General features: G+C 68.7%; 27 protein-coding genes. 2 read left to right on the top strand and 25 right to left on the bottom strand.

Going from position 1 to position 25,056, the window contains the following annotated elements:
- Positions 1-24: 24 nt before the first annotated feature.
- Both V6W80_RS20850 and V6W80_RS20845 read right to left on the bottom strand, forming a co-directional pair.
- Positions 25-930, bottom strand: a complete 906-nt coding sequence (locus V6W80_RS20850; protein ID WP_338545291.1) for an SdiA-regulated domain-containing protein — start codon at positions 928-930, stop codon at positions 25-27.
- Positions 931-1,070: 140 nt separating this feature from the next.
- A complete protein-coding gene (locus V6W80_RS20845; protein ID WP_017639987.1) occupies positions 1,071-1,736 on the bottom strand; it encodes a fumarylacetoacetate hydrolase family protein in 666 nt (221 codons plus the stop codon).
- A 238-nt stretch (positions 1,737-1,974) separates the two neighbouring features.
- Here V6W80_RS20845 and serA point away from each other — a divergent pair, with 238 nt between their 5' ends.
- Positions 1,975-3,204, top strand: coding sequence for a phosphoglycerate dehydrogenase (gene serA, locus V6W80_RS20840; RefSeq protein ID WP_017639986.1), 1,230 nt, complete (start codon positions 1,975-1,977; stop codon positions 3,202-3,204).
- 181 nt (positions 3,205-3,385) lie between these two features.
- Here serA and rpiA read toward each other — a convergent pair whose 3' ends face one another.
- Positions 3,386-4,060 carry a ribose-5-phosphate isomerase RpiA gene (gene rpiA, locus V6W80_RS20835; RefSeq protein ID WP_184290127.1) on the bottom strand — a complete coding sequence of 225 codons (675 nt, stop codon included), beginning with the start codon at positions 4,058-4,060 and terminating at the stop codon, positions 3,386-3,388.
- 127 nt (positions 4,061-4,187) lie between these two features.
- Here rpiA and ilvA point away from each other — a divergent pair, with 127 nt between their 5' ends.
- The gene (gene ilvA / locus V6W80_RS20830; protein ID WP_338545290.1) at positions 4,188-5,702 is read left to right on the top strand and encodes a threonine ammonia-lyase, biosynthetic; all 1,515 of its coding nucleotides are present in this window, start codon (positions 4,188-4,190) and stop codon (positions 5,700-5,702) included.
- 388 nt (positions 5,703-6,090) lie between these two features.
- On the opposite strand, the gene V6W80_RS20825 is transcribed toward ilvA, so the two are convergent.
- The 22 genes from V6W80_RS20825 to V6W80_RS20720 all read right to left on the bottom strand — a co-directional run bounded on the left by V6W80_RS20825 (position 6,091) and on the right by V6W80_RS20720 (position 25,050).
- The gene (locus V6W80_RS20825) at positions 6,091-6,327 is read right to left on the bottom strand and encodes a hypothetical protein (RefSeq protein ID WP_338545289.1); all 237 of its coding nucleotides are present in this window, start codon (positions 6,325-6,327) and stop codon (positions 6,091-6,093) included.
- A 59-nt stretch (positions 6,328-6,386) separates the two neighbouring features.
- Positions 6,387-6,836 carry an excinuclease gene (locus V6W80_RS20820; RefSeq protein ID WP_160921891.1) on the bottom strand — a complete coding sequence of 150 codons (450 nt, stop codon included), beginning with the start codon at positions 6,834-6,836 and terminating at the stop codon, positions 6,387-6,389.
- Positions 6,837-6,935: 99 nt separating this feature from the next.
- A complete protein-coding gene (locus V6W80_RS20815; protein WP_133862242.1) occupies positions 6,936-7,334 on the bottom strand; it encodes a hypothetical protein in 399 nt (132 codons plus the stop codon).
- 23 nt (positions 7,335-7,357) lie between these two features.
- Complete coding sequence (locus V6W80_RS20810; protein WP_338545288.1) at positions 7,358-8,590, bottom strand: beta-ketoacyl-ACP synthase; 1,233 nt, start codon at positions 8,588-8,590, stop codon at positions 7,358-7,360.
- Complete coding sequence (gene fabG / locus V6W80_RS20805) at positions 8,590-9,327, bottom strand: 3-oxoacyl-ACP reductase FabG (RefSeq protein ID WP_064308899.1); 738 nt, start codon at positions 9,325-9,327, stop codon at positions 8,590-8,592. Before fabG ends, V6W80_RS20810 begins: the two co-directional genes overlap by 1 nt.
- Positions 9,324-9,773, bottom strand: a complete 450-nt coding sequence (locus V6W80_RS20800; RefSeq protein WP_160921888.1) for a hotdog family protein — start codon at positions 9,771-9,773, stop codon at positions 9,324-9,326. Before V6W80_RS20800 ends, fabG begins: the two co-directional genes overlap by 4 nt.
- Positions 9,770-10,954 (bottom strand): beta-ketoacyl-[acyl-carrier-protein] synthase family protein, encoded by a 1,185-nt coding sequence (locus V6W80_RS20795; protein WP_338545287.1) that lies wholly within the window; start codon positions 10,952-10,954, stop codon positions 9,770-9,772. Before V6W80_RS20795 ends, V6W80_RS20800 begins: the two co-directional genes overlap by 4 nt.
- The gene (locus tag V6W80_RS20790) at positions 10,951-11,451 is read right to left on the bottom strand and encodes a hypothetical protein (RefSeq protein ID WP_338545286.1); all 501 of its coding nucleotides are present in this window, start codon (positions 11,449-11,451) and stop codon (positions 10,951-10,953) included. Before V6W80_RS20790 ends, V6W80_RS20795 begins: the two co-directional genes overlap by 4 nt.
- Positions 11,448-12,695, bottom strand: a complete 1,248-nt coding sequence (locus V6W80_RS20785; RefSeq protein ID WP_338545285.1) for an NAD(P)/FAD-dependent oxidoreductase — start codon at positions 12,693-12,695, stop codon at positions 11,448-11,450. Before V6W80_RS20785 ends, V6W80_RS20790 begins: the two co-directional genes overlap by 4 nt.
- Entirely contained in the window at positions 12,688-15,012 is a 2,325-nt protein-coding gene (locus tag V6W80_RS20780; protein ID WP_338545284.1) for an MMPL family transporter, read from the bottom strand. Before V6W80_RS20780 ends, V6W80_RS20785 begins: the two co-directional genes overlap by 8 nt.
- Entirely contained in the window at positions 15,009-15,593 is a 585-nt protein-coding gene (locus V6W80_RS20775) for an outer membrane lipoprotein carrier protein LolA (protein WP_338545283.1), read from the bottom strand. Before V6W80_RS20775 ends, V6W80_RS20780 begins: the two co-directional genes overlap by 4 nt.
- Positions 15,581-16,015 carry an acyl-CoA thioesterase gene (locus V6W80_RS20770; protein WP_313647718.1) on the bottom strand — a complete coding sequence of 145 codons (435 nt, stop codon included), beginning with the start codon at positions 16,013-16,015 and terminating at the stop codon, positions 15,581-15,583. The genes V6W80_RS20775 and V6W80_RS20770 overlap by 13 nt, the downstream gene beginning before the upstream one ends.
- Positions 16,008-17,534 (bottom strand): HAL/PAL/TAL family ammonia-lyase, encoded by a 1,527-nt coding sequence (locus V6W80_RS20765; RefSeq protein ID WP_338545282.1) that lies wholly within the window; start codon positions 17,532-17,534, stop codon positions 16,008-16,010. Before V6W80_RS20765 ends, V6W80_RS20770 begins: the two co-directional genes overlap by 8 nt.
- On the bottom strand, positions 17,524-18,444 hold the full coding sequence (locus tag V6W80_RS20760; protein WP_338545281.1) for a glycosyl transferase: 921 nt from the start codon (positions 18,442-18,444) through the stop codon (positions 17,524-17,526). Before V6W80_RS20760 ends, V6W80_RS20765 begins: the two co-directional genes overlap by 11 nt.
- Positions 18,441-19,178, bottom strand: a complete 738-nt coding sequence (locus tag V6W80_RS20755; protein WP_064308892.1) for a glycosyltransferase family 2 protein — start codon at positions 19,176-19,178, stop codon at positions 18,441-18,443. Before V6W80_RS20755 ends, V6W80_RS20760 begins: the two co-directional genes overlap by 4 nt.
- On the bottom strand, positions 19,175-20,821 hold the full coding sequence (locus tag V6W80_RS20750; protein WP_338545280.1) for an AMP-binding protein: 1,647 nt from the start codon (positions 20,819-20,821) through the stop codon (positions 19,175-19,177). The genes V6W80_RS20755 and V6W80_RS20750 overlap by 4 nt, the downstream gene beginning before the upstream one ends.
- Complete coding sequence (locus V6W80_RS20745; protein WP_338545279.1) at positions 20,818-21,390, bottom strand: hypothetical protein; 573 nt, start codon at positions 21,388-21,390, stop codon at positions 20,818-20,820. Before V6W80_RS20745 ends, V6W80_RS20750 begins: the two co-directional genes overlap by 4 nt.
- A gap of 10 nt (positions 21,391-21,400) precedes the next feature.
- A complete protein-coding gene (locus V6W80_RS20740; protein WP_017642723.1) occupies positions 21,401-21,655 on the bottom strand; it encodes an acyl carrier protein in 255 nt (84 codons plus the stop codon).
- Between the two features lie 10 nt (positions 21,656-21,665).
- The gene (locus V6W80_RS20735; protein ID WP_017642722.1) at positions 21,666-21,926 is read right to left on the bottom strand and encodes a phosphopantetheine-binding protein; all 261 of its coding nucleotides are present in this window, start codon (positions 21,924-21,926) and stop codon (positions 21,666-21,668) included.
- Entirely contained in the window at positions 21,919-22,686 is a 768-nt protein-coding gene (locus V6W80_RS20730) for a lysophospholipid acyltransferase family protein (RefSeq protein ID WP_338545278.1), read from the bottom strand. Before V6W80_RS20730 ends, V6W80_RS20735 begins: the two co-directional genes overlap by 8 nt.
- On the bottom strand, positions 22,683-23,405 hold the full coding sequence (locus tag V6W80_RS20725; protein WP_338545277.1) for a beta-ketoacyl synthase chain length factor: 723 nt from the start codon (positions 23,403-23,405) through the stop codon (positions 22,683-22,685). Before V6W80_RS20725 ends, V6W80_RS20730 begins: the two co-directional genes overlap by 4 nt.
- Positions 23,406-23,772: 367 nt before the next feature.
- Positions 23,773-25,050, bottom strand: coding sequence for an MFS transporter (locus V6W80_RS20720; protein ID WP_430707774.1), 1,278 nt, complete (start codon positions 25,048-25,050; stop codon positions 23,773-23,775).
- Positions 25,051-25,056 lie beyond the last annotated feature (6 nt).

The raw sequence follows: 25,056 nt of genomic DNA, 5'->3' as shown, positions 1-25,056 counted from the left end.
CCTGAATTCAAGCTGAATAGGCGCTCATTGCGCTGCTTTGGACACCTTGTGAAACACGTGGAAGAGATTGGGTTCACCAATCAGGTAGAGATTGCCGGCCTCATCGAGGGCCACGCCTTCCGGCTGTTCCATGGTCGCCTTGAGGCCGTGCAGACCGTTTCTGAGGCTGATGAAGCTGACCGGTGCACCTTCCGCGGTCAGCTCCACCAGGGTGTGGGACTGATCGGACAGCGCCAGCAGGTGACCGGTGCGCGGATCGACCGCCACCGCGGAGTAGTCGATCACCAGCTGCTTGAGGGGAAAGGGCTGGAGGGTACCGGTAACGCCGCGGCCGTCGCTGGCCAGGGTGAAGAGGGCGGCCGGGTCGCGCTCCTTGCTGAGGATCAGGCGTTGGCGCCGCGGATCCCAGGCGATGCCTTCGAAGCCCTTGTTGCCGGCGTCGGGAAAGCCCAGGTCATGATGCTCGAAGGTGTTGGCGTCCAGCTCCTGGGTGTCGTCCGCCAGTTGGAACAGCGACAGCCGCCGCTGGCGCTCGTCGACGATGGCCAGGCGCCCGTCTTCCAGGGCGGTCACGCCTTCGAGGTTGGCGACGTTGCGGACCGGGATGCGCCTGAGGATGTCGCCGGTCAGGCTCAATTGCACCAGGTAGGGCGTATTGCCGGTGACGGCGAAGAGGGTGCGGGTGCGGGGATCGTAGGTGAGGTCGGAAGTCTCGGCTTCGGCCAGGCCCGGCAGCGGCTTGCCCTGGATCACCGCCTGGTAGTCCGGCAACCAGACCGCCTGGGCCCGTACTTCCGGCGGCGTGCGGTATTCCTGCCACCAGAGCAGCGCCCTATCGTTCCAGTGCCAGACGAAGGTGAGGACGATCAGCACCAGCAGGACGAAGGCGGGGAGGAGGCGGAACAGGATGAGGCGGGGGAGTCTGGACATGCGGGCTCGTACGGCTTCTTGTTATGGCTTGTCTGCAAAGTCGCCGAGCGTAGGCACTTTTCAGGCAAAGCCTAGAGCGTCGTGGCCGTGCCGGTACACCATCGCCAGGCACCCGCCAGGCGACGGTGGGGTGGCGGGGGTTATAGCACGCGGGTTTCGAAGCGGCTAACGTCCGGCAGCTCCAGCACCAGTTGATCGCCCACGTTGAGCGGTCCGACACCTACCGGTGTGCCGGTGAGGATGACGTCACCCGGTTGCAGGGAGAAATGCCCGGCGATGGTCTGGATCAGCGGCAGGATGGGGTTGAGCATGTCGCGGCTGTTGCCGTCCTGGCGCACCTCGCCGTTGATGGTCAGGCGCACCGGGATGTCGGCCAGGTCCTCGAAGGCATCGCCCGGCACGAAGGGCGCGAGCACGCAGGCGCCGTCGAAGCTCTTGGCGATCTCCCAGGGATAGCCCTTTTCCTTGAGGCGGCTCTGCACGTCTCTGAGGGTCAGGTCCAGGGCGGGGGCGAAGCCGGAGAGGGCGTCGCGGACTTCCTCTGGCGAAGGCTTCTTCGACAGCGGCTTGCCGATCAGCACGGCGATCTCGGCCTCGTAGTGCACCGAACCCTGATCGGTGGGAATGGCGAAGCCCTCGGCCACCGGCACCACGCAACTGGCCGGCTTGATGAACAGCAGGGGCTCGGTGGGAACCGGATTGTTCAGCTCCTTGGCGTGCTCGGCGTAGTTGCGGCCGATGCAGACGACCTTGCCCAGGGGGAAGTGGATCTTGGTGCCATCGAGGTACTGGTGCTGGTAGGCCATGGGGTGCTCCTGGTGAGTGGCGTCTGCGGGCGATCTTGACCCCACGATCTTAACCAAAAGCGGACGCCGCGGCGCGATGCGGGTCGCAAGGCGCTCATGGTCGCCCTGAGAAAGCTTCAGGTCGCAACCGGACCTGCATCCGGTGGCTCATGCTAAGATAGCGACCCCTTTGCCGCTGGCTGACCTGGCCTGCGCCGCGCCGGCATCCTTCTCCCTGGAAACTCTGGATTCAACGCAGATGAGCAAGACTTCCCTCGACAAGAGCAAGATCCGCTTCCTTCTCCTGGAAGGCGTCCACCAGTCCGCCGTGGATATCCTGAAGTCCGCGGGTTACAGCAACATCGAGTACGTCACCAGCTCCCTGCCGGATGCCCAGCTCAAGGAAAAGATCGCCGACGCCCACTTCATCGGCATCCGCTCGCGCACCCAGCTCACCGAAGAGGTGTTCGACTGCGCCAAGAAGCTGGTCGCCGTCGGCTGCTTCTGCATCGGCACCAATCAGGTCGACCTGCAGGCTGCCCGCGAGCGCGGCATCGCCGTGTTCAACGCCCCCTATTCCAACACCCGTTCGGTCGCCGAGCTGGTACTGGCCGAGGCCATCCTGCTGCTGCGCGGCATCCCGGCCAAGAACGCCTCCTGCCACCGCGGCGGCTGGATCAAGAGCGCGGCCAATTCCTTCGAGATCCGTGGCAAGAAGCTCGGCATCATCGGCTACGGCTCCATCGGCACCCAGCTGTCGGTGCTGGCCGAGGGCCTGGGCATGCAGGTGTTCTTCTATGACGTCATCACCAAGCTGCCCCTGGGCAACGCCCAGCAGGTCGGCTCCCTGACCGAACTGCTCGGCATGAGCGACATCGTCACCCTGCACGTGCCGGAAACCCCCGCCACCCAGCTGATGATGGGCGAGCGCGAGATCCGCGCCATCAAGAAGGGCGGCATCCTGATCAACGCCGCGCGCGGCACCGTGGTCGACCTCGACGCCCTGGCCGCCGCCATCAAGGACGAGCACCTGATCGGCGCCGCCATTGACGTCTTCCCAGTGGAGCCGCGTTCCAACAACGACGAGTTCGTCTCGCCGCTGCGTGGCCTGGACAATGTCATCCTGACCCCGCACATCGGTGGCTCCACCGCCGAGGCCCAGGCCAACATCGGCCTGGAAGTGGCCGAGAAGCTGGTCAAGTACAGCGACAACGGCACCTCGGTGTCCTCGGTCAACTTCCCTGAAGTGGCCCTGCCGTCGCACCCGGGCAAGCACCGCCTGCTGCACATCCACCAGAACGTGCCGGGCGTGCTGTCGGAGATCAACCGGGTCTTCTCCGAGAGCGGCATCAACATCTCCGGTCAGTACCTGCAGACCGACGAGAAGGTCGGCTACGTGGTGATCGACGTCGACGCCGACTACTCCGACCTGGCCCAGGAAAAGCTGCAGAACATCAAGGGCACCATCCGTTGCCGCGTGCTGTTCTAAGCCTTTAGCTGTCATAGAAAAGCCCCGGTCGGGTTCGCCTGACCGGGGCTTTTTTGTGGGCTCAGCGTTTGAGCGGTGTTGGGCTTCGCTGCGCTCAACCCAACCTACTCAAACCTCGTAGGTTGGGTTGAGACGGCTCCATCGTCGAAGCCCAACAGCCGGCTAGCCAAGAAATGCTGATTCAGCTGCGCTCCAGACGCTCCACGCCCTGGGCGGTGCCCAACAGCAGCACGTCCGCCGGGCGGGCGGCGAAGAGGCCGTTGGCGACCACGCCGACGATGTTGTTGATCTTCGCTTCCAGGCCCACCGGATCGACGATGTGCATATTGTGCACGTCGAGGATGATGTTGCCGTTGTCGGTCACCACGCCGTCGCGGTATTCCGGGTCGCCGCCCAGTTTCACCAGCTCGCGGGCCACGTGGCTGCGGGCCATGGGGATGACTTCCACCGGCAGCGGGAATTCGCCGAGGACGTCGACGCGCTTGCTGGCGTCGGCGATGCAGATGAATTTGCGCGCCACCGCGGCGACGATCTTCTCGCGGGTCAGGGCCGCGCCGCCGCCCTTGATCAGGTTGAGGTGGCCGTCGGCTTCGTCGGCGCCGTCCACGTAGAACTCCAGGTCGCTGACGCCGTTGAGGTCATAGACGGTGATGCCGTGGCGCTTCAGCCGGTCGGCGGTGGCTTGGGAGCTGGCCACGGCGCCGTCGAATTCCAGCTTGTGCTTGGCCAGCAGGTCGATGAAGAAGTTGGCGGTCGAGCCGGTGCCCACGCCGACCACGCTGTCGCGGGAGAGCTGGGGAAGGATGAGGTCGACCGCGGCCTGGGCGACGGCCTGCTTGAGCTGGTCCTGATTCATGGGGGTATCCGCAGAGAAACGGGTGAAGGGTCGCCGATTATAGCCGCTCGGACGGCTTGGCTAACCTACCCGGGAGTGCCCGTAGTAGACTTTTCGCCCCCGCCGCACCCACCGGATCGCCCCGCCGATGCTCGAACAGTATGTGAAGAAGACCCTGCTCGCCCCCGTCTACGACGTGGCGATCGAAACGCCCCTGCAACCGGCGCGGGCGCTGTCCGAGCGGCTGGGCTGCCAGGTGCTGCTCAAGCGCGAAGACCTGCAGCCGGTGTTCTCCTTCAAGATCCGTGGCGCCTATACCAAGCTGGCCAGCCTCTCGGCCAGCGAGAAGGCGCGCGGGGTGATCACCGCCAGCGCCGGCAACCACGCCCAAGGCCTGTCCCTGGCGGCCCGCGAATTGGGCGTGCGGGCGATCATCGTGATGCCGCGCACCACCCCCGAGCTCAAGGTCATCGGCGTGCAGTCCCGTGGTGGCGAGGTGGTGCTGCACGGCGACGCCTTTCCCGAGGCCCTGGCCGAGGCGCTGCGCCTGGTCGAGGAGCAGGGCTATACCTTCGTCCCGCCCTATGACGACCCCGACGTCATCGCCGGCCAGGGCACCGTGGCCATGGAGATCCTGCGCCAGCATCCGGGCCGGCTGGACGCCATCTTCGTCCCCGTGGGCGGTGGCGGCCTGATCGCCGGCATTGCCGCCTATGTGAAATACCTGCGCCCCGAGATCAAGGTCATCGGCGTCGAACCGGACGACTCCAACTGCCTGCAGCAGGCCATGGCCGCGGGCGAGCGGGTGGTCTTGCCGCGGGTGGGGCTGTTCGCCGATGGCGTGGCCGTGGCCCAGATCGGCCACCATACCTTCGAGGTCTGCCGGCGTTATGTCGACGAGGTGATCACCGTCAGCTCGGACGAGATCTGCGCGGCGATCAAGGACATCTATGACGACACCCGCTCCATCACCGAACCGGCCGGCGCCCTGGGCGTGGCCGGGATCAAGAAATACGCCGAGCGTGCAGGCAGCGGCGGGCAGGTGCTGGTGGCCATCGATTCCGGCGCCAATATCAACTTCGACCGCCTGAGACATGTGGCCGAACGCGCCGAACTGGGCGAGCAGCGCGAAGCCATCATCGCCGTGACCATCCCCGAGCGGCCGGGCAGCTTCCGGGCCTTCTGCGAGGCCCTGGGCCGGCGGCAGATCACCGAATTCAACTATCGCTACCACACCGGCCAGGAAGCCCATATCTTCGTCGGCGTCCAGACCCACCCCCAGCGCGATCCGCGTGAGGCCTTGCTGCAGGGACTACGTGACCAGGGTTTTCCGGTGCTGGACCTGACCGACAACGAACTGGCCAAGCTGCACATCCGCCACACCGTGGGTGGCCATGCCATGCGGGTCGACCAGGAACAGGTGTTCCGCTTCGAATTCCCCGAGCGACCCGGGGCGCTGTTCGATTTCCTCGAACGCCTAGGCGGCCGCTGGAACATCAGTATGTTTCACTACCGCAACCACGGCGCGGCGGACGGGCGGGTATTCGCGGCGCTGGAGGCCAGCCAAGACGAACGGCCGGAGCTGCTGGCGACCCTGGATGCCATCGGCTATCGCTATTGGGACGAGACCGAGAATCCGGCGTACCGGTTGTTCCTGGGCTGAGGTCTAGTGGTGTTGGGCTTCGCTGCGCTCAGCGCCAACCTACGGGTAGGGTGCCTTATCCACCGTTGACACCGTGACCTGTCAGTAGAAAAGGCTACGCCGTTTTCCACGCTACGGGGGTTCAATCGCCCCCTCTCCCTCTGGGAGAGGGCTGGGGTGAGGGTAACCAGCGAGAAGTTAAGCTGTTGGGCTTCGCTGCGCTCAGCGCCAACCTACGGGTAGGGTGCCTTATCCACCGTTGACACCGTGACCTGTCAGTGGAAAAGGCTGCGCCGTTTTCCACGCTACGGGGTTCAACCGCCCCCTCTCCCTCTGGGAGAGGGCTGGGGTGAGGGAGGCCAGACACCGCCAGTCCTGCCCGTTGGGCTTCGCTGCGCTCAGCGCCAACCTACGACGCCGGCTCCTCCACGCTGATATCCGTCAACCCATGCACTTCAGCCTGCCGCAGGATGGCCGCGGCGGGGGCATCGGCGGGGGGCAGGGCCAGGCTGTTCTCGGCGTCGGCGCGCAGGTGTTCCAGCACGGCGAGGGCCGCTTCATGGGGCGCGAGCGTCGCCTGCGGACGGTCGAGATCGAGCTGGCGGGGTTCGCCGTCCTTGCGGTAGTGGACGCGAAAGTGGGGCATGGCGGCGGCCTCCAGGTAGGTCTCTAGACAGACCCGCCCGGACGCGCCGCCGTTCCGACCTACTTGAGGATCACCAGCTTGCCCTTGAGGGCGACACCGGCCATGAGCGCGCCGGCGTGGCATTCGTAGCGGGTGGGATCACTCCACTCGTTCTTCTTGTAGTAGCTGGTGATGTCGGTGACGGCATTGGCACCGGCGGCCTTGGCCGCTTCCTGCAGGCGGATCAGCGCCGATTGCAGCACCCAGCGGCAGGCGACCTCGTCGGTCTTGTTGAAGGCGTTGGTCTTCTGGTTGGTGGTGATACTGGAATTGACCACCGTGGCCTTGCCTGGCACCGGGTTGCCGGCCAGGTAGAACTTCACGCTGCCGTCCAGGCGCTTGGCGGCCAGGGCTTCCTGGACCACCTCGGCGAAGGGCAGATGCAGGGTGGTGTCGCGGGCCTGGGCGATGCTGGGCAGCAGGGTGGTCAGGCTCAGGGTCAGTGCGAGGGTGGCGGCTAGGGTACGCATGGTGACTTCCTTGTGGTGGGGGATGACTGTTTAACCCAGAACGCTCGCCCCGTCAGCCTGGGGACCGGCATTCTGCGATATCGCGCAGGCTGCGGAGCGCTACTCCGCGTCGGCAGCGGGGGCCGGCAGCTGCAGCTGACGACGGATGTCGGCGTCGAGCAACTGGACCCACTTGTTGTAGTTGCGATGAATGCGCTCGCCGTCGTAGTCGAGGCCGGCGCTGTCGCGGTAGCGGATCTGGTAGCCCTTGGTGCTGTAGGGGATGTCGACCCAGGCCTGGTGGCGATCGCGCACCACGATGCTGGCGACCACCAGGCCGGGGCTCTCCTGGCCGACGCTCCAGCCACGGCGTTCGAGGGTGTCGACGATGGCGCGCCGGACATCGGCGGCGTTCTCCGTGCGGTCGGCGGGGAAGACCTCCTGGGGCGTCACCAGGGGCGCGCGGGTGCAGGCCGCCAGGAACAGCAGAGCGGAGACGAGCAGCAGGCGACGCAACATGGGAATACCTCGGGAAATGGCCATCAGGACCAGCGGCGGAAGATCAGCGAGGTGTTCACCCCGCCAAAGGCGAAATTATTGTTCATCACATGATCGGTACGCAGGGTCCGCGGTCCGTCACGCAGATAGTCCAGCTCGCCACACTGGGGGTCCAGGTCGTCGAGGTTGAGCGTCGGCACGAAACGCTCTTCGTTCATCATGGCGATGCTGAACCAGGACTCCAGGGCGCCACAGGCACCGAGGGTATGGCCCAGGTAGCTCTTCTGCGAGCTGATGGGCATGCGGGAACCGAACAGCGCCTGGGTGGCGCGGGTCTCGGCGATGTCGCCCTGTTCGGTGGCGGTGCCGTGGCCGTTGACGTAGCCGATGGCCTCCGGCGTCAGCCCGGCGTCTTCCAGGGCCAACTCCATGGCGCGCTGCATGGTGGCCTGTTCCGGGCGGGTGGAGTGGTGGCCGTCGGCGTTGCTGCCGAAGCCGACGATCTCGGCGTGGATGTGCGCGCCGCGCGCCAGGGCGTGTTCCAGCTCTTCCAGTACCAGGATGCCGGCGCCTTCACCGATCACCAGGCCGTCGCGTCCGCGGTCGTAGGGGCGCGGCGAGGTGTGGGGCGCATCGTTGCGCAGGCTGGTGGCATAGAGGGTGTCGAAGACCATGGCCTCGCTGGGACAGAGTTCTTCGGCGCCGCCCGCCAGCATCAGCGGCAGGCGCCCGAACTTGATGGCTTCGTAGGCGTAGCCGATGCCCTGGCTGCCGCTGGTGCAGGCGCTGGAGGTGGGGATCAGCCGGCCCTTGAGGCCAAAGAACAGGCTCAGGTTGGCGGCGGCGGTGTGCGGCATCATGCGCACATAGGTGTTGGCGTTGAGCCCCACGGCGGCGTCGCTGAGCAGCATGTTGGCCAGCGCCTTGATGTCGTCGGTGCTGCCGGTGGAGGAACCACAGGCCACGCCCATGCGGCCGTCGGTGATGCGCGGATCATCCAGCAGTCCGGCATCGGCCAGGGCGCGCTCGGCGGCGGCCACCGCCAGCTGGGAGACGCGGCCCATGCTGCGCAGCTGCTTGCGCGTCCAGTGGCCGGGCACCTGGAAGTCGACGATGGGTCCACCCAGGCGGGTGTTCATCTCGGTGTAGCGATCCCAGGCGTCCATGCGGCGGATGCCGCTGTGGCCGGCCAGGAAGTGGTCGCGGATGGTCGGCCAGTCACTGCCCAGGGCGGTGACGCCGGCCATCCCGGTGATCACGACGCGACGACCGATCATCAGCACAGCCCTCCGTTGACCGCCAGCACCTGGCGGGTGATGTAGCCGGCCTCGGGGGCGAGCAGGAAGGCCACCGCATGGGCCACCTCCTCGGGGGTGCCCATGCGCCCGGCGGGAATCATCTCGAGAATCTTGTCCACCGGTACGTGCTCGTCGAGGATTTCGGTGTCGATCAGCCCCGGGGCGACGCAGTTGACGGTGATCTTGCGCTTGGCCAGCTCCACGGCCAGGGCCTTGGCGGCACCGATCAGCCCCGCCTTGGAGGCGCTGTAGTTGACCTGGCCGCGATTGCCGATCAGCCCGGAGACCGAGGTGATGCAGACGATACGCCCCGGCGCGCGGCGGCGGATCATCGGCATGACCACCGGGTGCAGGACATTGTAGAAGCCGTCGAGATTGGTGCGCAGGACCACGTCCCAGTCCTCGCCGGTCAGCGCCGGAAAGGCGCCGTCGCGGGTCAGGCCAGCATTGCAGACCACACCATAGTAGCCGCCGTGGGCTTCGGTATCGGCCTCGAGGATGGCCGCGCAGGCGGCGCGGTCGCCGACGTCGAATTGCAGCACCCGGGCCGTGCGGCCCAGGGCCTCGACCTCGGTGCGGACGGCCTCGGCTTCTTCGCGCCGGCTGCGGCAGTGCAGCACCAAGTCGTGCCCGGCGGCAGCCAGGCGCAGGGCGATGGCGCGGCCCAGGCCGCGGCTGGAACCGGTCACCAGGACCGGGGCGGGGGCAACGCTCATGGCGCGGGCTCCTCTAGATACAGATCCGCCCGGGGCGGACGATAGACGTTCAGGCGGGCGCTGGCCTGGCAGCCAGGACCCTGCAGATGGCAGTCGAAGATGGCCATGCCATCGTCGTTCTGCAGTGCCGGCTGGGCGTGGATGCGCAACTCACCGCCGGCTGGAAAGGCCGCCACGTCGCAGGCGAACTGGCGGGTGCCGAGCAGGAAACCCAGGGCCGGAGCTTCGCCGCGGCGGCGCGCCTGGCAGCCGGCGAAGGCCGCCACGCTCTGCGCCATCAACTCCACGCCGATCCAGGCCGGCAGGGCGCCGTCGGCGTCGGTGAAGAGACCGGGACGTACCACCAGGCGGGTCTCGATGCCCTGGTCGTCGCAGGCGAGGATCTCCTCGATCAGCAGCATGTCGCCGGCGTGGGGCACCAGCTCGGCGAGGGGCCAGGGGATCATGGCGTGGCTCCGAGGATGAGGCTGACGTTGCTGCCGCCAAAGGCGAAGCTGTTGCTCATGGCGTGGCGGCGGCCGTCCAGACGGCTGTCGGCGTGGGCCAGCGCCAGGCGTGGCAGGGCCGGATCGGCCTGGCCGTCCCAGCGCTGCGGTGGCAGCTGGCCGGCCGGGTTGAGCTGCGGGTCCAGGGTCAGCCAGGCGAAGGCGGCTTCCAGGGCGCCGGCGGCGCCGAGGGTATGGCCGGTCAGCGGCTTGGTCGAGGAGCAGGGCACCCCGGCCGGGAATACCTCGTGAGTGGCGTGGCTTTCCATGGCGTCGTTGTGTGGCGTGGCGGTGCCGTGCAGGTTGAGATAGCCGATGTCGCCCGGCTGCAGACCGCTGGCGCGCAGCGCCGCCTGCATGGCCTGGACGGCGCCACGACCGCTGGGATCGGGGGCGGAGATATGGTGGGCATCGGAGCTGGCGCCGCCGCCGAGCAGGGCGATGGGGCCGGGTTCGCGGGTCAGCAGGAACAGCGCCGCGCCCTCGCCGATGTTGATGCCGCAACGATTGACCGAGAAGGGATTGCACAGCGACTCGCTGACCGCTTCCAGGGCGGCGAAGCCGTTCAGGGTCAGGCCGCAGAGGCTGTCGACGCCGCCGCAGAGCACGGCATCGCAATGGCCCTGGACCAGTAGCCGGCGGGCGCTGAGCAGGGCGCGGGCGCTGCTGGTGCAGGCGGTGGACAGGCCGTAGCAGGGGCCGCTCAGGCCCAGGTAGCGAGCGAGGAAATCCGCCGGCGCGACCAGCTCCTGCTGGGCGTACTGATAACCCTCGGGCAGCTGGCCGCTGCGCTGGTGCACGGCGATGCCCAGGCTGGCTTCGTGAATGCCGGAGGTGCTGGTGCCCAGCACCACGCCGATGCGCGCGGGGCCATGGCGCTCGATGGCCTGGCGCACCTGGGGCTCGATCTCGGCCAGGGCCGCCAGCAGGAGCTGGTTATTGCGACTGAAATAGGGCGTCCAGGCCGCTGGCCAGGCCGGCAGCGCGGCGGTGACGGTACCTACCGGCGGCTCACGCTCGGGAATCCAGCCCGGGGTGGGCTGCATGCCCGTCGTGTCGCCGGCGAACAGGCCGCGCGCCACCTCGGCCTTGCCCTGGCCCAAGGCGCAGAGCAGCCCCAGGGCATTCAGGTAGGCGCTCAAGGCGCGGACTCCGGCAGCAGGGTCAGGCGATAGCGCGACCCGTCCGGCGCCTCCAGCTCCAGGCGCTCGGCGGCGGGATAGCGCACCTGCCAGTCCTTGAGGGTGCGACTGTCGTCGGCAGCCCTGTGCCAGTCGCCCGCGGCATAGGCCCGCGGCAACTGGTCGGCCGGGGTCAGGGCGAACAGCAGCACGCTGAAGAAGGTGCGCGCCCGGGGATTGGGCGGCAGCAGGCCATCGGCGTGCCAGGCGCCGTCGAGCAGCCGCTGGCGCGCCTGGGGCACACCCAGCGGATCGAACAGGGAAAAGCGCAGGGCTTGGCCTTCCGGCTGGATGGCCAGCAGCAGGGCGTCGCTGCCCTCGGCGGTCTGGCGCTCCACCTGATAGACGAGCGTGTGCGCCAGCGGTGGCGGACTGCTGGGCAGTGGTGGCTGGCTGGCGCAGGCGGCGAGAAGCAGCAGGCAGGCCAGCGCGAAGACGAGCGGACGGGGCAGGGTCATGCAGGGTGGGCCGAATTCAGCTGGCAGAGCTCGACGAGCAGGCGCAGGCGCCGCTTGGGCTCCTTGACGAAGGGGTTGCGAAGGTCCCAGGCGTAGCCGGCGAGAATGGCGCAGATCATGCGGCGGATCTCGGGGTCGGCGTTCTCGAAATAGATGACGTCCTGGAAGCTGCCATCGTACCAGCCCTCCACATAGGCACGGAACGTATCGACGCCCGCCTTGAGCGGTCGGGCGAGCTCGCCCTCCCAGTCCACCGCCTCGCCACGCAGCTGGCGATCCACCAGGGGCGCGGCCAGGCTGGCCGAGCGCAGGGCGATGGTGACGCCCGAGGAAAACACCGGATCGAGAAACTCGGCGGCGTTGCCCAGCAGGGCGAAGCCGGGGCCGTGCAGGCGCTTGACGTTGGCCGCATAGCCGCCCAGCTCGCGCACCGGGGTATCCCAGACCGCATTGTGCAGTACCCGGGCCAGGCTCGGGGTCTCGGCGACCCAGTCGCGCAGACAGGTGGCGAGATCGGGGGCGCGTCCGGCATAGCGCTCGGCGGCGGCCACCACCCCGACCGATGTGCGGCCGTCGCTGAAGGGGATGGTCCAGAACCAGACGTCGCGCCAGGTCGGGTGGGTGGTGATGAGGATGCGGTCGCGGTCGAAGCTGGGATCGTCGATGCGGTCTTCGACATGGGTGAAGAGGGCGCGACGCACCGGGAAGTCCGAAGGGGCTTCCAGGTCCAGCAGGCGTGGCAGCACCCGCCCGTAGCCACTGGCATCGAGCAGGAAGTCGGTGGTCAGCGCATAGGCCTGGCCGTCGTCGCCCAGCACCTCGATCCGGGTCCTTTCACCGCCTTCGCCCAGGGTCACGGCGGTCACCCGCTGGCCGTAGCGGATCGCCACGCCCTGGCGAGCGGCGTCGTCGGCGAGGATCTTGTCGAAGGGGCCGCGCTGGACCTGGAAGGTGCTGCGCCCGCCACTGTAGGTGTCGCGAAAGTCGAAGTCGGTGTAGCGCTCGCCCCAGGCGAAGGCCGCGCCGACCTTGGTCTGGAAACCGGCGGCCTCGACCGCGGGCAGCATCCCGGCTTCCTCGACGAAATCCAGGCTGTGGGAGAGCAGGCTCTCGCCGATGGAAAAGCGCGGGAAGTGCTGGGCTTCCAGCACCAGTACCGGATGGCCCCGGCGCTTGAGCAGGGCGGCGACCACGGCGCCGGCCGGGCCGGCACCGATGACGACCAGGGGATGATGTTCAACCATGACGAAGGTCCTTTTCGTGGGAGACGGGGGGCGAGGCCCAGGGCGCCAGCAGAAAGCTGAACACCAGCCCCAGGCTGATGGCCAGGCCGAAGTTGGCGATGGCCGGGGTGCTGCTGAGCATCAGCAGACCGAACGACAGCCAGCTGCCGACGCCGGACAGCAGGCCGCCGAGCAGACTCACCGCCGCGCCGCCGATGGCCTCGTGCATGAGGATGGCGTAGTCCACGCCGATGGCGGTGATGAGCAGCAGGGCGAAGAGGCTGAACAGGGTCAGCGGCTGACCCAGCCAGCCCAGGCAGGCCAGGGCCGCGAGGGCCGCCAGCAGCGGCAGGCAGACGATACGCAGCGCCGCACGGCGACCGAAGGCCCAGAGCAGCAGGAGGAAGATGGCCGCCGAGGCCAGCAACTTGAGCTCCACCGCGAGGCGCTGGGTATGGAGGAACAGCCCGCGTAGTTCGCCGAGGCGATCCACCAGCTGCACGCCGGGCATACCCTCGGCCACCGTCTGCAGGACCTGGGCGTTGCCCAGCCCTTGCAGGCTGACCAGGCCGGCCGCGCCGCCATCGGCCGTGCGGCCCAGCCAGAGCGGTCGCCAGGGCTCGCCCAGCGGGCCGGCCAGGGCCTGGTCGAGACTCAGGTCGGGTAGCTGATGCAGTTGCCTCAGTTCGGCGTCCAGCGCCTCGGCCGGAATGCCTACCGCCAGCAGGGGTTGCAGGCGCTCGCCCCAACCGGCCAGGGCCTGGCGCAGTTCGGCCTGGGCCGCGGCGGGGGCGACCAGGCCGCTAAGGGCGCGATAGCCCTGCAGTTGGCCCTGACTGACCAGGCTATCCAGGCGCTGACCCAGGGCGGCCTGGCGGCGCAGCACCTCATCGGCATCCGCCCCGCGCACTAGGAAGAACTGGCTGGTGGGTTGCAGCCCGGTGAGGCGGGCGATGGCCTGGGCTTCGCGGGTTAGCGCCGGGTCCTGGCCAAGCCAGAGGCGCAGGTCGTTCTGCAGGTGCAGCTGCCAGACGCCGGCGCCGCAAAAGGCCAGCAGCGCCAGCAGCAGCGGCAGGCTGCCGGTGCGCGCCAGCAGGCGCAGCCGCAGGTCAAGCAGGCGCTGCATCAGCCGCAGAGGCGCGGCGGGCGGCGCCAGGTCCAGGCGTTGCCACCAGGCCGGCAAGAGGCAGACGGTGGTGAGGTAGGCGCCGATCAGGCCGGCGGCGGAAAACACCGCCACCTGGGTCAGCGCCGGAAAGGGCGTGCAGGCCAGCGCCAGGTAGCCCAGCAGATTGGTCGCCAGACTCAGGGACAATCCCGGCAGAGTCTGGCGCAGGATGGCCGTGGCATTCCATGGGCCACCCTTCCAGCTCTTGCTCAGGTAGTGCAGCGGGTAGTCGGCGGCCACCCCGGTCAGGCTGGCGCCAAGGATCAGGGTAAGGGCGTTGATCTGACCGAACAGCAGCACGCAGGCGGCGCTGCCCGCCAGGAGCGCCACGCCCACCGCCAGCAGGCTGAGCAGCACCCGCCAGCGGCGGAACAGCCTCAGCAGCAGGGCCAGGGTGCCAAGGGTGGCCAGGCCGCCGATCAGCGACATCTCGCGACTGGCGGTGGCCTGGCCGGCGGCGGCGTATCTCAGGCCGCTGGCGGCGAGCAGTTGGCCGCCGTCGGCGACCACCTCACGGTGGGCGGCCTCGATCAGGGCTTCTACCCGTGGAGGGGCATCGAAGTCGAAGGCATCGGCGCGGGTACGGGCGCGGATCAGGGCCCAGGTCAGGCCGTCGCCCTGGGTCAGCAGCAGGCCGCTGCCGGCGTCGAATTGCACCTTGCTGGCCGGGGTGAGCTGGCGCTGCACCAACAGGCCGAGGCCGAACCAGTCCTGCTCCAGGGGCAGGGCGCCGGCGCCAGCGAAGGGATCGAAGAGGGCCGCGGCACGGGCCTGCAGATAGCTGTCGGGCGTCTTGAGCAGTTCGTCGCGCGCCGGCCCCGGTGTCAGCGCCAGGCGACTGGCCAGGAGTTGCTGGCGCAGGCCAGGCAGATCCGGCGTCAGCTGCCATTGCACCTTTTCGAACAGTGGCTCATGGGACCAGGCCTGGCCCAGGCGCTCGACCAGGGCAGCTACTCGCTCACGTTGGGGATGACCCACCAGCAGGAGCACCTCACGATTGAGCGGCTCGGCCATGCGCGCCTCGGCCTGCTGGGTAAGGGCGTCGCCGGCGCCCTGGGGCAGGAGCGCCAGCAGATCGGCGGCCACCGGCGGACCATGCCGCCACTGCCAGGCGCTGAGCGCCAGCAGGGTGAGCAATAACAGCAGGAAGGGGCGCTGCAGCCGGGTCACTGGAAGACCGCGCGCTGCTCGGCGCCTAGGGTGTCGCTAGGCTGGCCGTCCAGCCTGAGCAGGCTGCGGTCGCCCTGGGTCTCGCGGATCTCCACCTGTTCGACCAGGGCACCGCCCTGGATGAGGATGCCGTCGAACACCTGCTTGAGCAGCGCGCCGCGTGGGGTCAGGCGCAGCTGCCAGTGATTGGCGTCGCCGGTCAGGGCCAGCTCGAAGTCGCGTTCCAGGCCGCTGCGGTCACCGCTGAGCACGGCCAGGAACAGTGCGCTCTGGCGCGCGGCCAGGTCGCTGCCGGGCAGGGGCGTCCAGCCCGTCGGCGTCTGCTTGGCGATGGCCCCGGGGGTGATGCGATAGGTCTGCGCCAGGGGCTTTTCCAGCCGCCACAGCAGGCCCAGGCCGCGGGCCAGGGTGAAGTGGCCGCTGCTGGTGAGCGGCTGCGGCAGGGCGCGCAGATAGCGCTGCTGGACGAAGCTGCCCGCGACCGCCGCGGGGCGCGCCAGCTGGGCGGCCAGGTCGTCGAGATCGAAGGCCTGGGCCAGGGGCGCGGCCAGGATGAATAGCAGAGCGATCAGCGTGCGCATGCCAGGGCCCTCTCCACGGCGTCGATGAAGACCTTGGGCGAGGCCAGCTGCATCTCGCGGCTGGCCAGGTCCACGGCGACCTGCACGGTACTGGCGCGGGTCAGGCGCTCACCGGTGGCAGCGTCGCTGATCAGGTAGTTGAGCTTGAGGCGATGCTCCCACTCCACCAGATCGGCGCGGACGCGCACGCGCTGCTGGAACAGCAGCGGACGGATGTAGCGGATCTGCAGGTCGATCACCGGCCAGCCATAGCCGGAGTCGCGCATCTGCAGGTAATTGTGGTCGAGGCGGTCGAGCAGGGCGCAGCGCGCCACCTCCAGGTACTTCACATAATGGCCGTGCCAGGCGATTTCCATCATGTCGACGTCGAAGAAGGGGATCTGCATCTCCACCTCGACCTGCAGGGCACCGGTCTTACGCATAGAGCCTCCAGTGGCGGGCGCGAATCAGGGTCAGGGTCTGGCGCAGTTCGGCTTCCAGGGCACGGTCTTCGATCAGCGGCGGGAAGGTCTCGCCCAGCGCGCGGTGCATGGCGGCCAGGGGCGCGGGCGGTTGCCCGCCCTGCTCGCACCTGAGCCAGACGCCCTGCTGGGCGGCCAGCAGGGTAGCGGCGGCCACCTGCTCGGTGAGCTCCAGCACACGCAGGGCGTCGCGGGCGGCGATGGTGCCCATGCTGACCTTGTCCTGGTTGTGGCACTCGGTGGAACGGGAGAAGACGCTGGCCGGCAGGGTGCCCTTGAGCGCCTCGGCGGTCCAGGCGCTGGCACCGATCTGCACCGCCTTGAAGCCGTGGTTGAGCATGGTCCGCGCGGCCGGGGCGCCGGAGAGATTGCCCGGTAGGCCATGGTTGTAGCGCGCATCCACCAAGAGGGCGAGCTGGCGGTCGAGCAGGTCGGCGACGTTGGCCACCAGGGTCTTGAGACTGTCCATGGCGCAGGCGATATGGCCGCCATAGAAGTGGCCGCCATGCAGCACTCGCTCGTCTTCGGCGTCGATCAGCGGATTGTCGTTGGCGCTGTTGAGTTCGGTCTCGATGAACTGGCGCAGCCAGGGCAGGCTGTCGGCCAGCACGCCCAGGACATGGGGGGCGCAGCGCAGCGAATATCTGTCCTGCAGGCGGTGCAGGGGCGCGGCCGGCCCTTCGGCGGCGAGATCCGCGCGCAACCAGGCGGCCACCTGACCCTGGCCCGGATGGGGCTTGGCGGCGAACAGGCGCTGGTCGAAGTGCTCGGGGTTGCCGGCCAGGGCCACCACGTTGAGCGCGGTGATGCGCGTCGCCAGGCGCAGCAGGTACTCGGCGCGGGAGAAGGCCAGGCAGGCCAGGCCGGTCATCACCGCGGTGCCGTTCATCAGCGCCAGGGCTTCCTTGGGCCTGAGCACCAGCGGCGTCCAGCCCAGCTCGGCATGGACGTCCGCTGCTTCCCGTATCTCATTGCGCCAGAGCACCTGGCGCTCGCCGCAGAGGGCGGCGGCGACATAGGACAGCGGGGTGAGATCGCCACTAGCGCCTACCGAACCCTCCTCGGGGATCAGCGGCAGGATGTCTTCGCGCAAGAAGGCGGTGAGACGTTCGAGCAACTCGACGCGCACCCCGGAGACGCCCTGGCACAGCGACTGCAACCGCGCGGCCAGTACCGCGCGCGTCGCCGCCGCATCCAGATGGCGCCCCAGGCCGCAACCGTGGAAGGTGTAGAGCTGACGCGGCAGCGCCTCAACCTGGGCGAGGGGCACGGCGACCACGCAGGAATCGCCATAGCCGGTGGTGATGCCGTAGACCGAACCCTCGCGGGCCAGCAGCGAATCGACGAAGCGGGCGCCGCGGGCGATGCCGTCGCGAAAGGCCGCGTCGTCCTGCAATTCGGCCTGGGCCCGGCCCTCGGCCAGGGCGACCAGATCTTCGATGGCGAGGGCCTGGCTACCAAAGCGAACACTAGCGTTCATGGCGACTCCAGAAGGGGTAGAAGTTGAACCACTGCCGCGGCGCCTTGAGGCAATGGGCGGCAAGGCGCTCGGCATAGGCCTGGGCCAGGCCCTGGATGCCGGCGGCGCGCTCCTGGCGACGCCAGGCCGGGGCCGGGGCGAAATCTTCCAAGTAGAGGTGGTAGCCGTCGGCTTCGCGCAGGCAGAACAGCAGGTTGGTCGGGCAGCGCAGCAGGTGCGCCAGCAGCCAGGGGCCCTGGGGGAAGGGCGCCGGGGCGCCGAGGAAGTCCACCTCGACGGTCCGGCCGCCGTGCAGCGGCACCCGGTCGCCGGCAATGGCCAGCCACTCGCCGCGCTCCAGGCGTTCGCTGAGCTGCAGCATTACCGCCGGGTCCAGCTCGCTGACCTGGATCAGCCGCAGATCGCTGGCACCGGCCTCTTCCAGTAGACGATTGAAGGCCTCGGCATGGCGGGTGTGCACCAGTACATTGAGGCGCACCCGCCGTCCCAGCTGGGCCAGGGCGCGACAGACTTCGAGGTTGCCCAGGTGGGCGGTGACCAGGATCTCGCCGCGCGGCGCGTGCATGCGGCTGTGCACCTGATCCGGGTCGTGCAGTTGCACCTGATCCAGGCCGAGGCGGCCGTTCCAGGCGTCGAGCTTGTCCAGCAGGGCTTCGGCGAAGGCCATGAACTGGGCATAGCCGCTGCGCCAGCTGGGTTGCAGGTCGGGACGATTGCTCCAGCGGGCCAGGCGCTGCTGGTAGTCGCGGATGCCACGGCGGGCGCGGGCGCCGAACAGGAAGAAGTACAGCACGATCAGCCGCAGCAGCGGAGCGATGGCGCGGCGGCCCAGGTGCCGTGCCAGCCAGGCGGTGAGGCGCATCAGCACGGGGCTGCCACGCTCGCGCTGCTGCGCCCAGTGGCCGCTCACGCGCGCACCCGGCGCCAGAGCAGACGCGGCGCGCGCAGCAGCATGCCGAAGAACAGCCGGGTGTGCATGCGCGAGATCAGCACGTTGTCCTGCCAGAGGCGAAAGTGCGAACGGCCATCCAGCGGATAGTGCACCCGGGTCGGCCGCCAGCGCATGGGCTGCTCGCGCCAGGCCAGGCGCACCAGGATCTCCGGGTCGAAATCCATGCGCTTGCCCAGGCCGCCGGCGCGGATCACCGCCAGGGTCGGCGCCAGCGGGTAGACGCGAAAGCCGCACATGCTGTCGCGGATCGCCAGGGACAGGCTGTTGATCCACACCCAGACATGGGTGAGGTAGCGGGCATAGAGCCGGCCCTTGGGCACCGAGTCGTCGAACTGCGGATAGCCGCAGATCAGCGCCTCGGGATAGGCCTGGGCTTCGGCGAGAAAGGCGGCCACGTCGGCCAAGTCGTGCTGGCCGTCGGCATCCACCTGCAGGGCATGAGTGAAGCCCAGGCGCTGCGCCTCGGCGAGTCCGGCCATCACCGCGCCGCCCTTGCCCTGGTTGACCGGCAGCCGCAGCAGATGGACGTCGGCTTGGGTCGCCAGCTCGTCCATCACCTGGGCGCAGGCGGGGCTGGAGGCATCGTCCACCAGCACGCAGGGCAGGGCGCGCTGGCGCAGCGCCTGGACCACCAGCGGCAGGGCGTGCTCATGGTCGAATACCGGGATCACCGCGCAGGCACGAAAGCTCATGGCTGCGCCTCCTTGAGCAGGATGCGCCCGGAGGAGCAGGCCGCGGTGCCCTGGCGAAAGGCAAAGTGCAGCTTGCTGCGGGTGGCGTCGAAGTGGAAGGTCAGGGTTACCCGGTCGCCGGGGCGCAGCAGCTGCTGGAATTTCAGTACCTCTATGCCGGCGAAGTCCGCGGGCAGCTCCAGGTGCTGACGGGCCAGGCGCTGGGCCCAGCCGACCTGTACCACCCCGGGCACCACCGGCGCCGTGGGGAAGTGACCGGAAAAGAACGCCAGGTCCGGGGCGACTTCCAGCTCCAGGCGCCAGCCGTCTTCGGTCTGCTCGACGCCGAGCGGTTCGATGTCCACCGGCCGTGGCTGGGCCAGCAGCCGCTCCACCTCGGCCTGGGCCAGCTTGCCCTGGGCGCTGTAGGGCAGCGCCAGCAGCAGGCGCCAGCGGCGCGGCAGGGCGATGGCCTCGCAGTGGCCGGCCAGGTGTTCGCGCAACTCGGCCACCAGGGCGCGGCGACCGCCATTGCGCAACAGATGCAGGCCGCTTTCGCTCAGGGCGACCAGGGCGCCGAGCAGGGCGCGACCCTGTTGCACCACGCCCAGGCGGACGTCGGCGACGGCGGGATGGTCGAGCAGGCGCGCTTCCAGCGCTGGCAGGGCGATGCGCTTCTCTTCCAGTTTGACGATGCGATCCAGACGCCCGAGCAGCTCGAAGCGACCGTCTCCCAGCAGGCTCACACCGTCCATGGTCTGCTCGCGCACGCCCTGGGGCAGATAGGGTGAGGTCAGCCAGAGCGCGCCCTCGGCATCCTGGCCCAGGGTGAGGTCGGCGAAGGCCTGCCAGGGCTGCGGGCCCTGGCGCCAGGCGATGCCGCCGGTCTCGGAGCTGCCATAGACCTCGGTAGGGTACTGGCCGAAGCGCGCCTGGCAGGCCGTGGCCGCCGCCTCCGGCAGCACGCCGCCAGAGGAAAACACCCGCACCACCTGACCGAGGATGGCGTCATCGAGGTTCTCGCCCAGGCGCTTGAGCAGCGCCGGGCTGCTGATCCACACCGCACGGCGACCCTCGCGTAGCAGGGCGGCGGTCTCCCGCTGCAGCTCCTCGGTGAAGGGCAGCGCCTGGCGGGCGAAGGGGCGACCGCTGCAGAGCGGCCAGAGCACGCGGAACAGCAGGCCATAGATGTGCTGGGTGGAGACGCTGCCAAGGATGGTCGCTTCGCCAACAGAGCCACCCCACAGCCGCTCCAGGGCGGCGACCTCGTTGGCCAGCTGGAACAGTTGCTTGGCGATCAATTTGGGCTCGCCACTGGAGCCCGAGGTGCTCAGGGTCAGCAGCGGTGCCTGGAGGTCGAGCGCGGCGGGCGCCAGAGGCTCGGCGGCCGTCCAGCCGGCAAGATCGTCGAGCCAGGCATCGAGCGTAGGCATCAGCCGAGCACGGGTGGCGGGCTGGGCGTCGGCCGGCAGGATCACCTCGATGCCGGCGCGCCAGGCGCCGAGCAGGGCGCAGGCCAGGTCCTCGGCATCGTCCAGATGCAGCGCCAGGCGCTTGAGGCCACTGGCCTGGAAGGCCGCCGCCAGGTGCAGGGCGCGCTGCTTGAGGGCCGCATCCAGCGGGCTCGCGGCGCCCAGCAGCTCGGCGAGAGGGGTGAACGTCATGGCAGCCTCCGCACGCGCTGGCGGACCAGCCATTCACCGGCGAACAGCAGGCCCATCAGGCCATAGGCGATCACCCCGGTATAAAGCGTCCACCAGGCCAGCGGCGCCCAGAGCGCCAGGGCAGCGGCGGTGAGCGCATTGAACAGAAAGAACAGGCACCAGACCTGGGTCACCCGGCGGGTATAGCGCACCGCACGGGGTGGCAGCTCGGGTTCGCGCAGCCGCGCCAGGCGTTCGATCAGCGGCTGGCCGCGCAGCAGGCTCAGGCCGAACACCGCCAGCAGGAAGAGGCTGAGCAGCACCGGATACCAGCGCAAGAGCACGGCGGCGTCGCTCAGGGCCAGCAGCAGGCAGAAGCCCAGGGCGACCAGGCCGGTGCCGCGCTGCAGGCCGTTGAGGCCGGGTTGCAGCAGGCGCAGGCCCCAGAGCACACCGAGACCGACCGCGAACAGCCGCGGCGACAGGTGCTGCAGGCCGAAGTACACGGCGAAGGGATAGGCCAGGCCGAGCAGGAGCAGCAGGGCAGCGGCGAGCAGGCCCAGCGGGGAGTGGGAAGGCAGGGCACTCATAGGCGGCGGATCAGGCGTCCGCCTGGCTGATGCGATAGACAGCCTCGACCACGTCACCCACGGTACGCACCTGGCGGAATTGCTCGGCGGCGATCTTGTGCCCGGTCTGGCGGCGCAGGTGGTCGATCAGGTCGACAGCGTCGATGCTGTCGATCTCCAGGTCCTCGTAGAGGTTGGCTTCCAGGGTCACCCGCTCGGGCTCCAGTTCGAAGAGCTCGACCAGGGCGCTGCGCAGGGTCTCGAAGATGGCTTCACGGCTTTGCATGGCGATCTCCTCAGGCGGCGCGCTGGGCGGCCACGAAGGCCGCGAGGGCGTTGACGTTGGCGAAATGGGTGCGGGTGTCCTTGGCTTCGGCGTCGATGCGGATGCCGTAGCGCTTCTGGATCGCCAGGCCCAGCTCCAGGGCGTCCACCGAATCCAGGCCCAGGCCGTCGCCGAACAGGATCTGGTCGTCGCCGATGTCGTCGACGGTGACGTCCTCGAGGCCGAGCGCCTCGATGATCAGGCTTTTGAGCTCAAGGTTGAGATCAGTCATGGTTGCCGGTTTCCTTCAGGTAGAGCTGGTGCAGCTGGTCGTTGAGTTCACGCGACGCCAGCGGCAGCGGCCGCCCGGCGAAGGTGGTGGGGTCGATGTCGGCGCCCACTTCCAGCTGGAAGTCGAAGCGCCGCGCGGGAATGCGATACCAGGGCGTGGCCTTGGTCAGGGTGCTGGGCACCACGCGGATAGTGACCGGGGTGATGCAGCGGGCGCCGCGCAGGGCGATGGCCGCGGCGCCACGATGGAAGCGCGGCGGCTCGCCGGGGGTGGTGCGGGTACCCTCGGGAAAGATGATCAGCGTCTGGCCTTCGCGCAGGGCGTCGGCGGCGTCGTCGAGCATCTCGGCGCTGCCGTTGTTGCTGATGTAGCCGGCGGCCTGGATCTGCCGCTTGAGATAGGGGTTCTGCCAGAGGCCCTGCTTGACCACGCAATTGGCGTCGGGCACCAGGCCGATGAGCACCACCACGTCGATCAGCGAGGGGTGGTTGGCGATGATCAGCTGGCCTGGACGACCCAACCGCTCGCGGCCCTGGATGCGCAGATTCATCACCCGGGTCAGCACCATGAAGGCGACGAAGAAGCGGAACAGCCGGGCATTGGCCCGCCGCGCACGCTGGCGGCGGCGCAGGGGATCGCCCGGCAGGACCAGCAGGAGCGGCAGGATCAGCAGGCGAAAGACCAGGGCGCCGCAGCCGAACACCACGAAGTTGAGCCCCGTGGCCAGCAGTCGATAGCCATAGTCCAGGCGGCCGCTCATCCGCAGGCCTCCGCCTGCCAGTGCCAGGCGCGCCCGGCATAGGCGAGGTGCAGGGCGCCAGGCGCTTCCAGCAGGCGCAGCAATTCCAGGGCATGGGGCCAGGCACTGGTCGCGGCATCCGCCGGGGCCGGCTCGCCGCTCAGGCCATGGCCGCTGCCAGGGGTGAGCAGCAGGCCCACGGCATAGGGAAAGGGGACATCGTCGATCTGCGGTGCATAGAGCGTCGGCGGCGCCTCTTCGGCGATCACCACCAGCACCCCGCTGGCGCCTTCGGCGAGCAGGGTGCAGGCCTCCAGCACGGCGTGTTCGAGACCGTCGCGGCCGGTGGCCAGGGCATTCATCTCGCTGTGGTCGCCGCGCAGGATCGACCATTGGCCGATGATGGCGTTGTGCACCGAGAGGCTGAACTGGGTCGGCGAGAGCGGCTCGCCGCGAGCCAGTTCCTGGAGGATGGCCAGGGTGCGCGGGGTCTCGCCGTGGCGCGAGGCGAAGATCAGCGGCAGCGGCTCGCCATGGGCGTCGGCCAACGGCCAGGCCACCTGGAAGGTCATGCGCGCCAAGCGGCTCAGGCGGCGGCGCTGCATGGCCGGCAGGAAGCTGGCGTCGGGTTGGCTGCCGTCGTCCGCCGGACACCAGGGCGCGGCGCACCACTGCCGCCAGGCGTCCTGGTCGCCAAGACCAGGCGCCCAGGCGCGCCAATCGCTAATCTGGAAGTGCATGTTCACAGCCGAATCTACCCCGGAGCCTTACGTGCTTGCCGTTTCATCTATCCCTGATGAGCAGGGTATTGCAGCGTTCGGCGCGCATTATCCAAGCGGCTCCCACCCTAGGCAAACATTTGTCTGAACTTTGCGAAGAGGTGACAGTCGCGCCGCGAAGCCAGGGACAGGCTAGCGTGGCGGGAGGTAGAGGGCCCCTTTTCAGGGCACGAAACGCCGCTCCGTGCGACGAGCGGCAGTGGAAGCGGTGATTTGGGCAAGAGAGGTGAAGGTAAAGGTGAAGCTGTCGTTGATGGTTATCGCGATCATGGCCGCAAAGACCGCTCCAGAGGCGTTTCAACCTCAAGGGAGCGGTCGAGCCCTGGCGTCACGCCGCTGGCAGCGGCTGCAACCTAGACAGCCGGACCGCCACGGCCAGGGCCGCGAGCAGCAGGGCGCCGATGAACAGACCGACACCGGCCCAGCCCCCCAGGTGCCAGCAGAAGCCACCCAGGGTGCCGGCCACGCTGGAACCGGCGTAGTAACTGAACAGATAGAGCGAAGAGGCTTGGCCCCGCGCCTGGCGCGCCCGCCGCCCGACCCAACTGCTGGCCACCGAATGGGCGCCGAAGAAGCCAAAGGTGAACAGCAGCATCCCCGGCAGCACCAGCCACAGCGGGGTGAACAGGGTCAGCAGCAGACCGCACAGCTTGAGCACGATGGCGCCAGCGAATACCTGCCGCCGACCGAAACGATCGGCCAGGCTGCCGAACTTGGCCGAGCTGTAGATCCCCGCCAGATAGACCAGCGAGAGGACGCCGATCCAGGCTTGGCTCAGGTGATAGGGCTCGGCGAGAAGGCGATAGGCAATGTAGTTGAACAGGGTGACGAAGGCGCCCATCAACAGGAAGGCCTCCAGGAACAGCCAGGGCAGGCCGGCGTCGCGAAAGTGCAGGGCATAGCCGGCGAGCAAGCTGCGCGGCCGTAGCGGCCGTGGCTGAAAACGCTTCGACGCCGGCAGGCTGCGCTTGAACAGCAGCGCCGCCACCAGCGCCAGCACCCCCAGGGCGCCGAGGGCGATGCGCCAGGAGACGAAGTCCACCAGGACCCCGCTGATCACCCGACCGGACATCCCGCCCAGGGCATTGCCACTGATATAGAGGCCCATGGCATAGCCCAGGTGCTCGGGGTGCACCTCTTCGGCCAGGTAGGTCATGGCCACCGCCGCCACCCCGGCCAGCGACAGGCCAACCAGGGCGCGGGTCACCAGGATGCCGTCCCAGGTGGGCATCAGGGCGCTGAGCAGGGTGAAGCCGCCCGCGGCGAACAGTGCATAGACCATCACCGACTTGCGCCCGATGGCATCGGAGATCGGCCCGGTCACCAGCAGGCCGCAGGCCATCAGGCCGGTGGCCAGGGACAGCGACAGACTGCTGGCCGCGGCGGTGAGGCCAAAGGCCTGAGAAAAGATCGGCATCAGCGGCTGTACGCAATAGAGCAGGGCGAAGGTGGCGAGACCGCCGCAGAACAGCGCCAGGGCGGTGCGCAGGAATTGCGGCGTACCCTTTTCGATGAAGGCGTCCGGCGCGTGCTGCGGCTCATTGGCGGCAGGGCGGGTTTCCAGCGGCGGGGAAGGGGGCGTTGCGGACGACCGGGACGTATTCACGGGTAC

The sequence above is a fragment of the Pseudomonas benzopyrenica genome (genome assembly GCF_036884265.1).
GTDB classification, from domain to species: Bacteria; Pseudomonadota; Gammaproteobacteria; order Pseudomonadales; family Pseudomonadaceae; genus Chryseomonas; species Chryseomonas benzopyrenica.
This window is presented reverse-complemented; position numbering and strand designations above follow the sequence as displayed.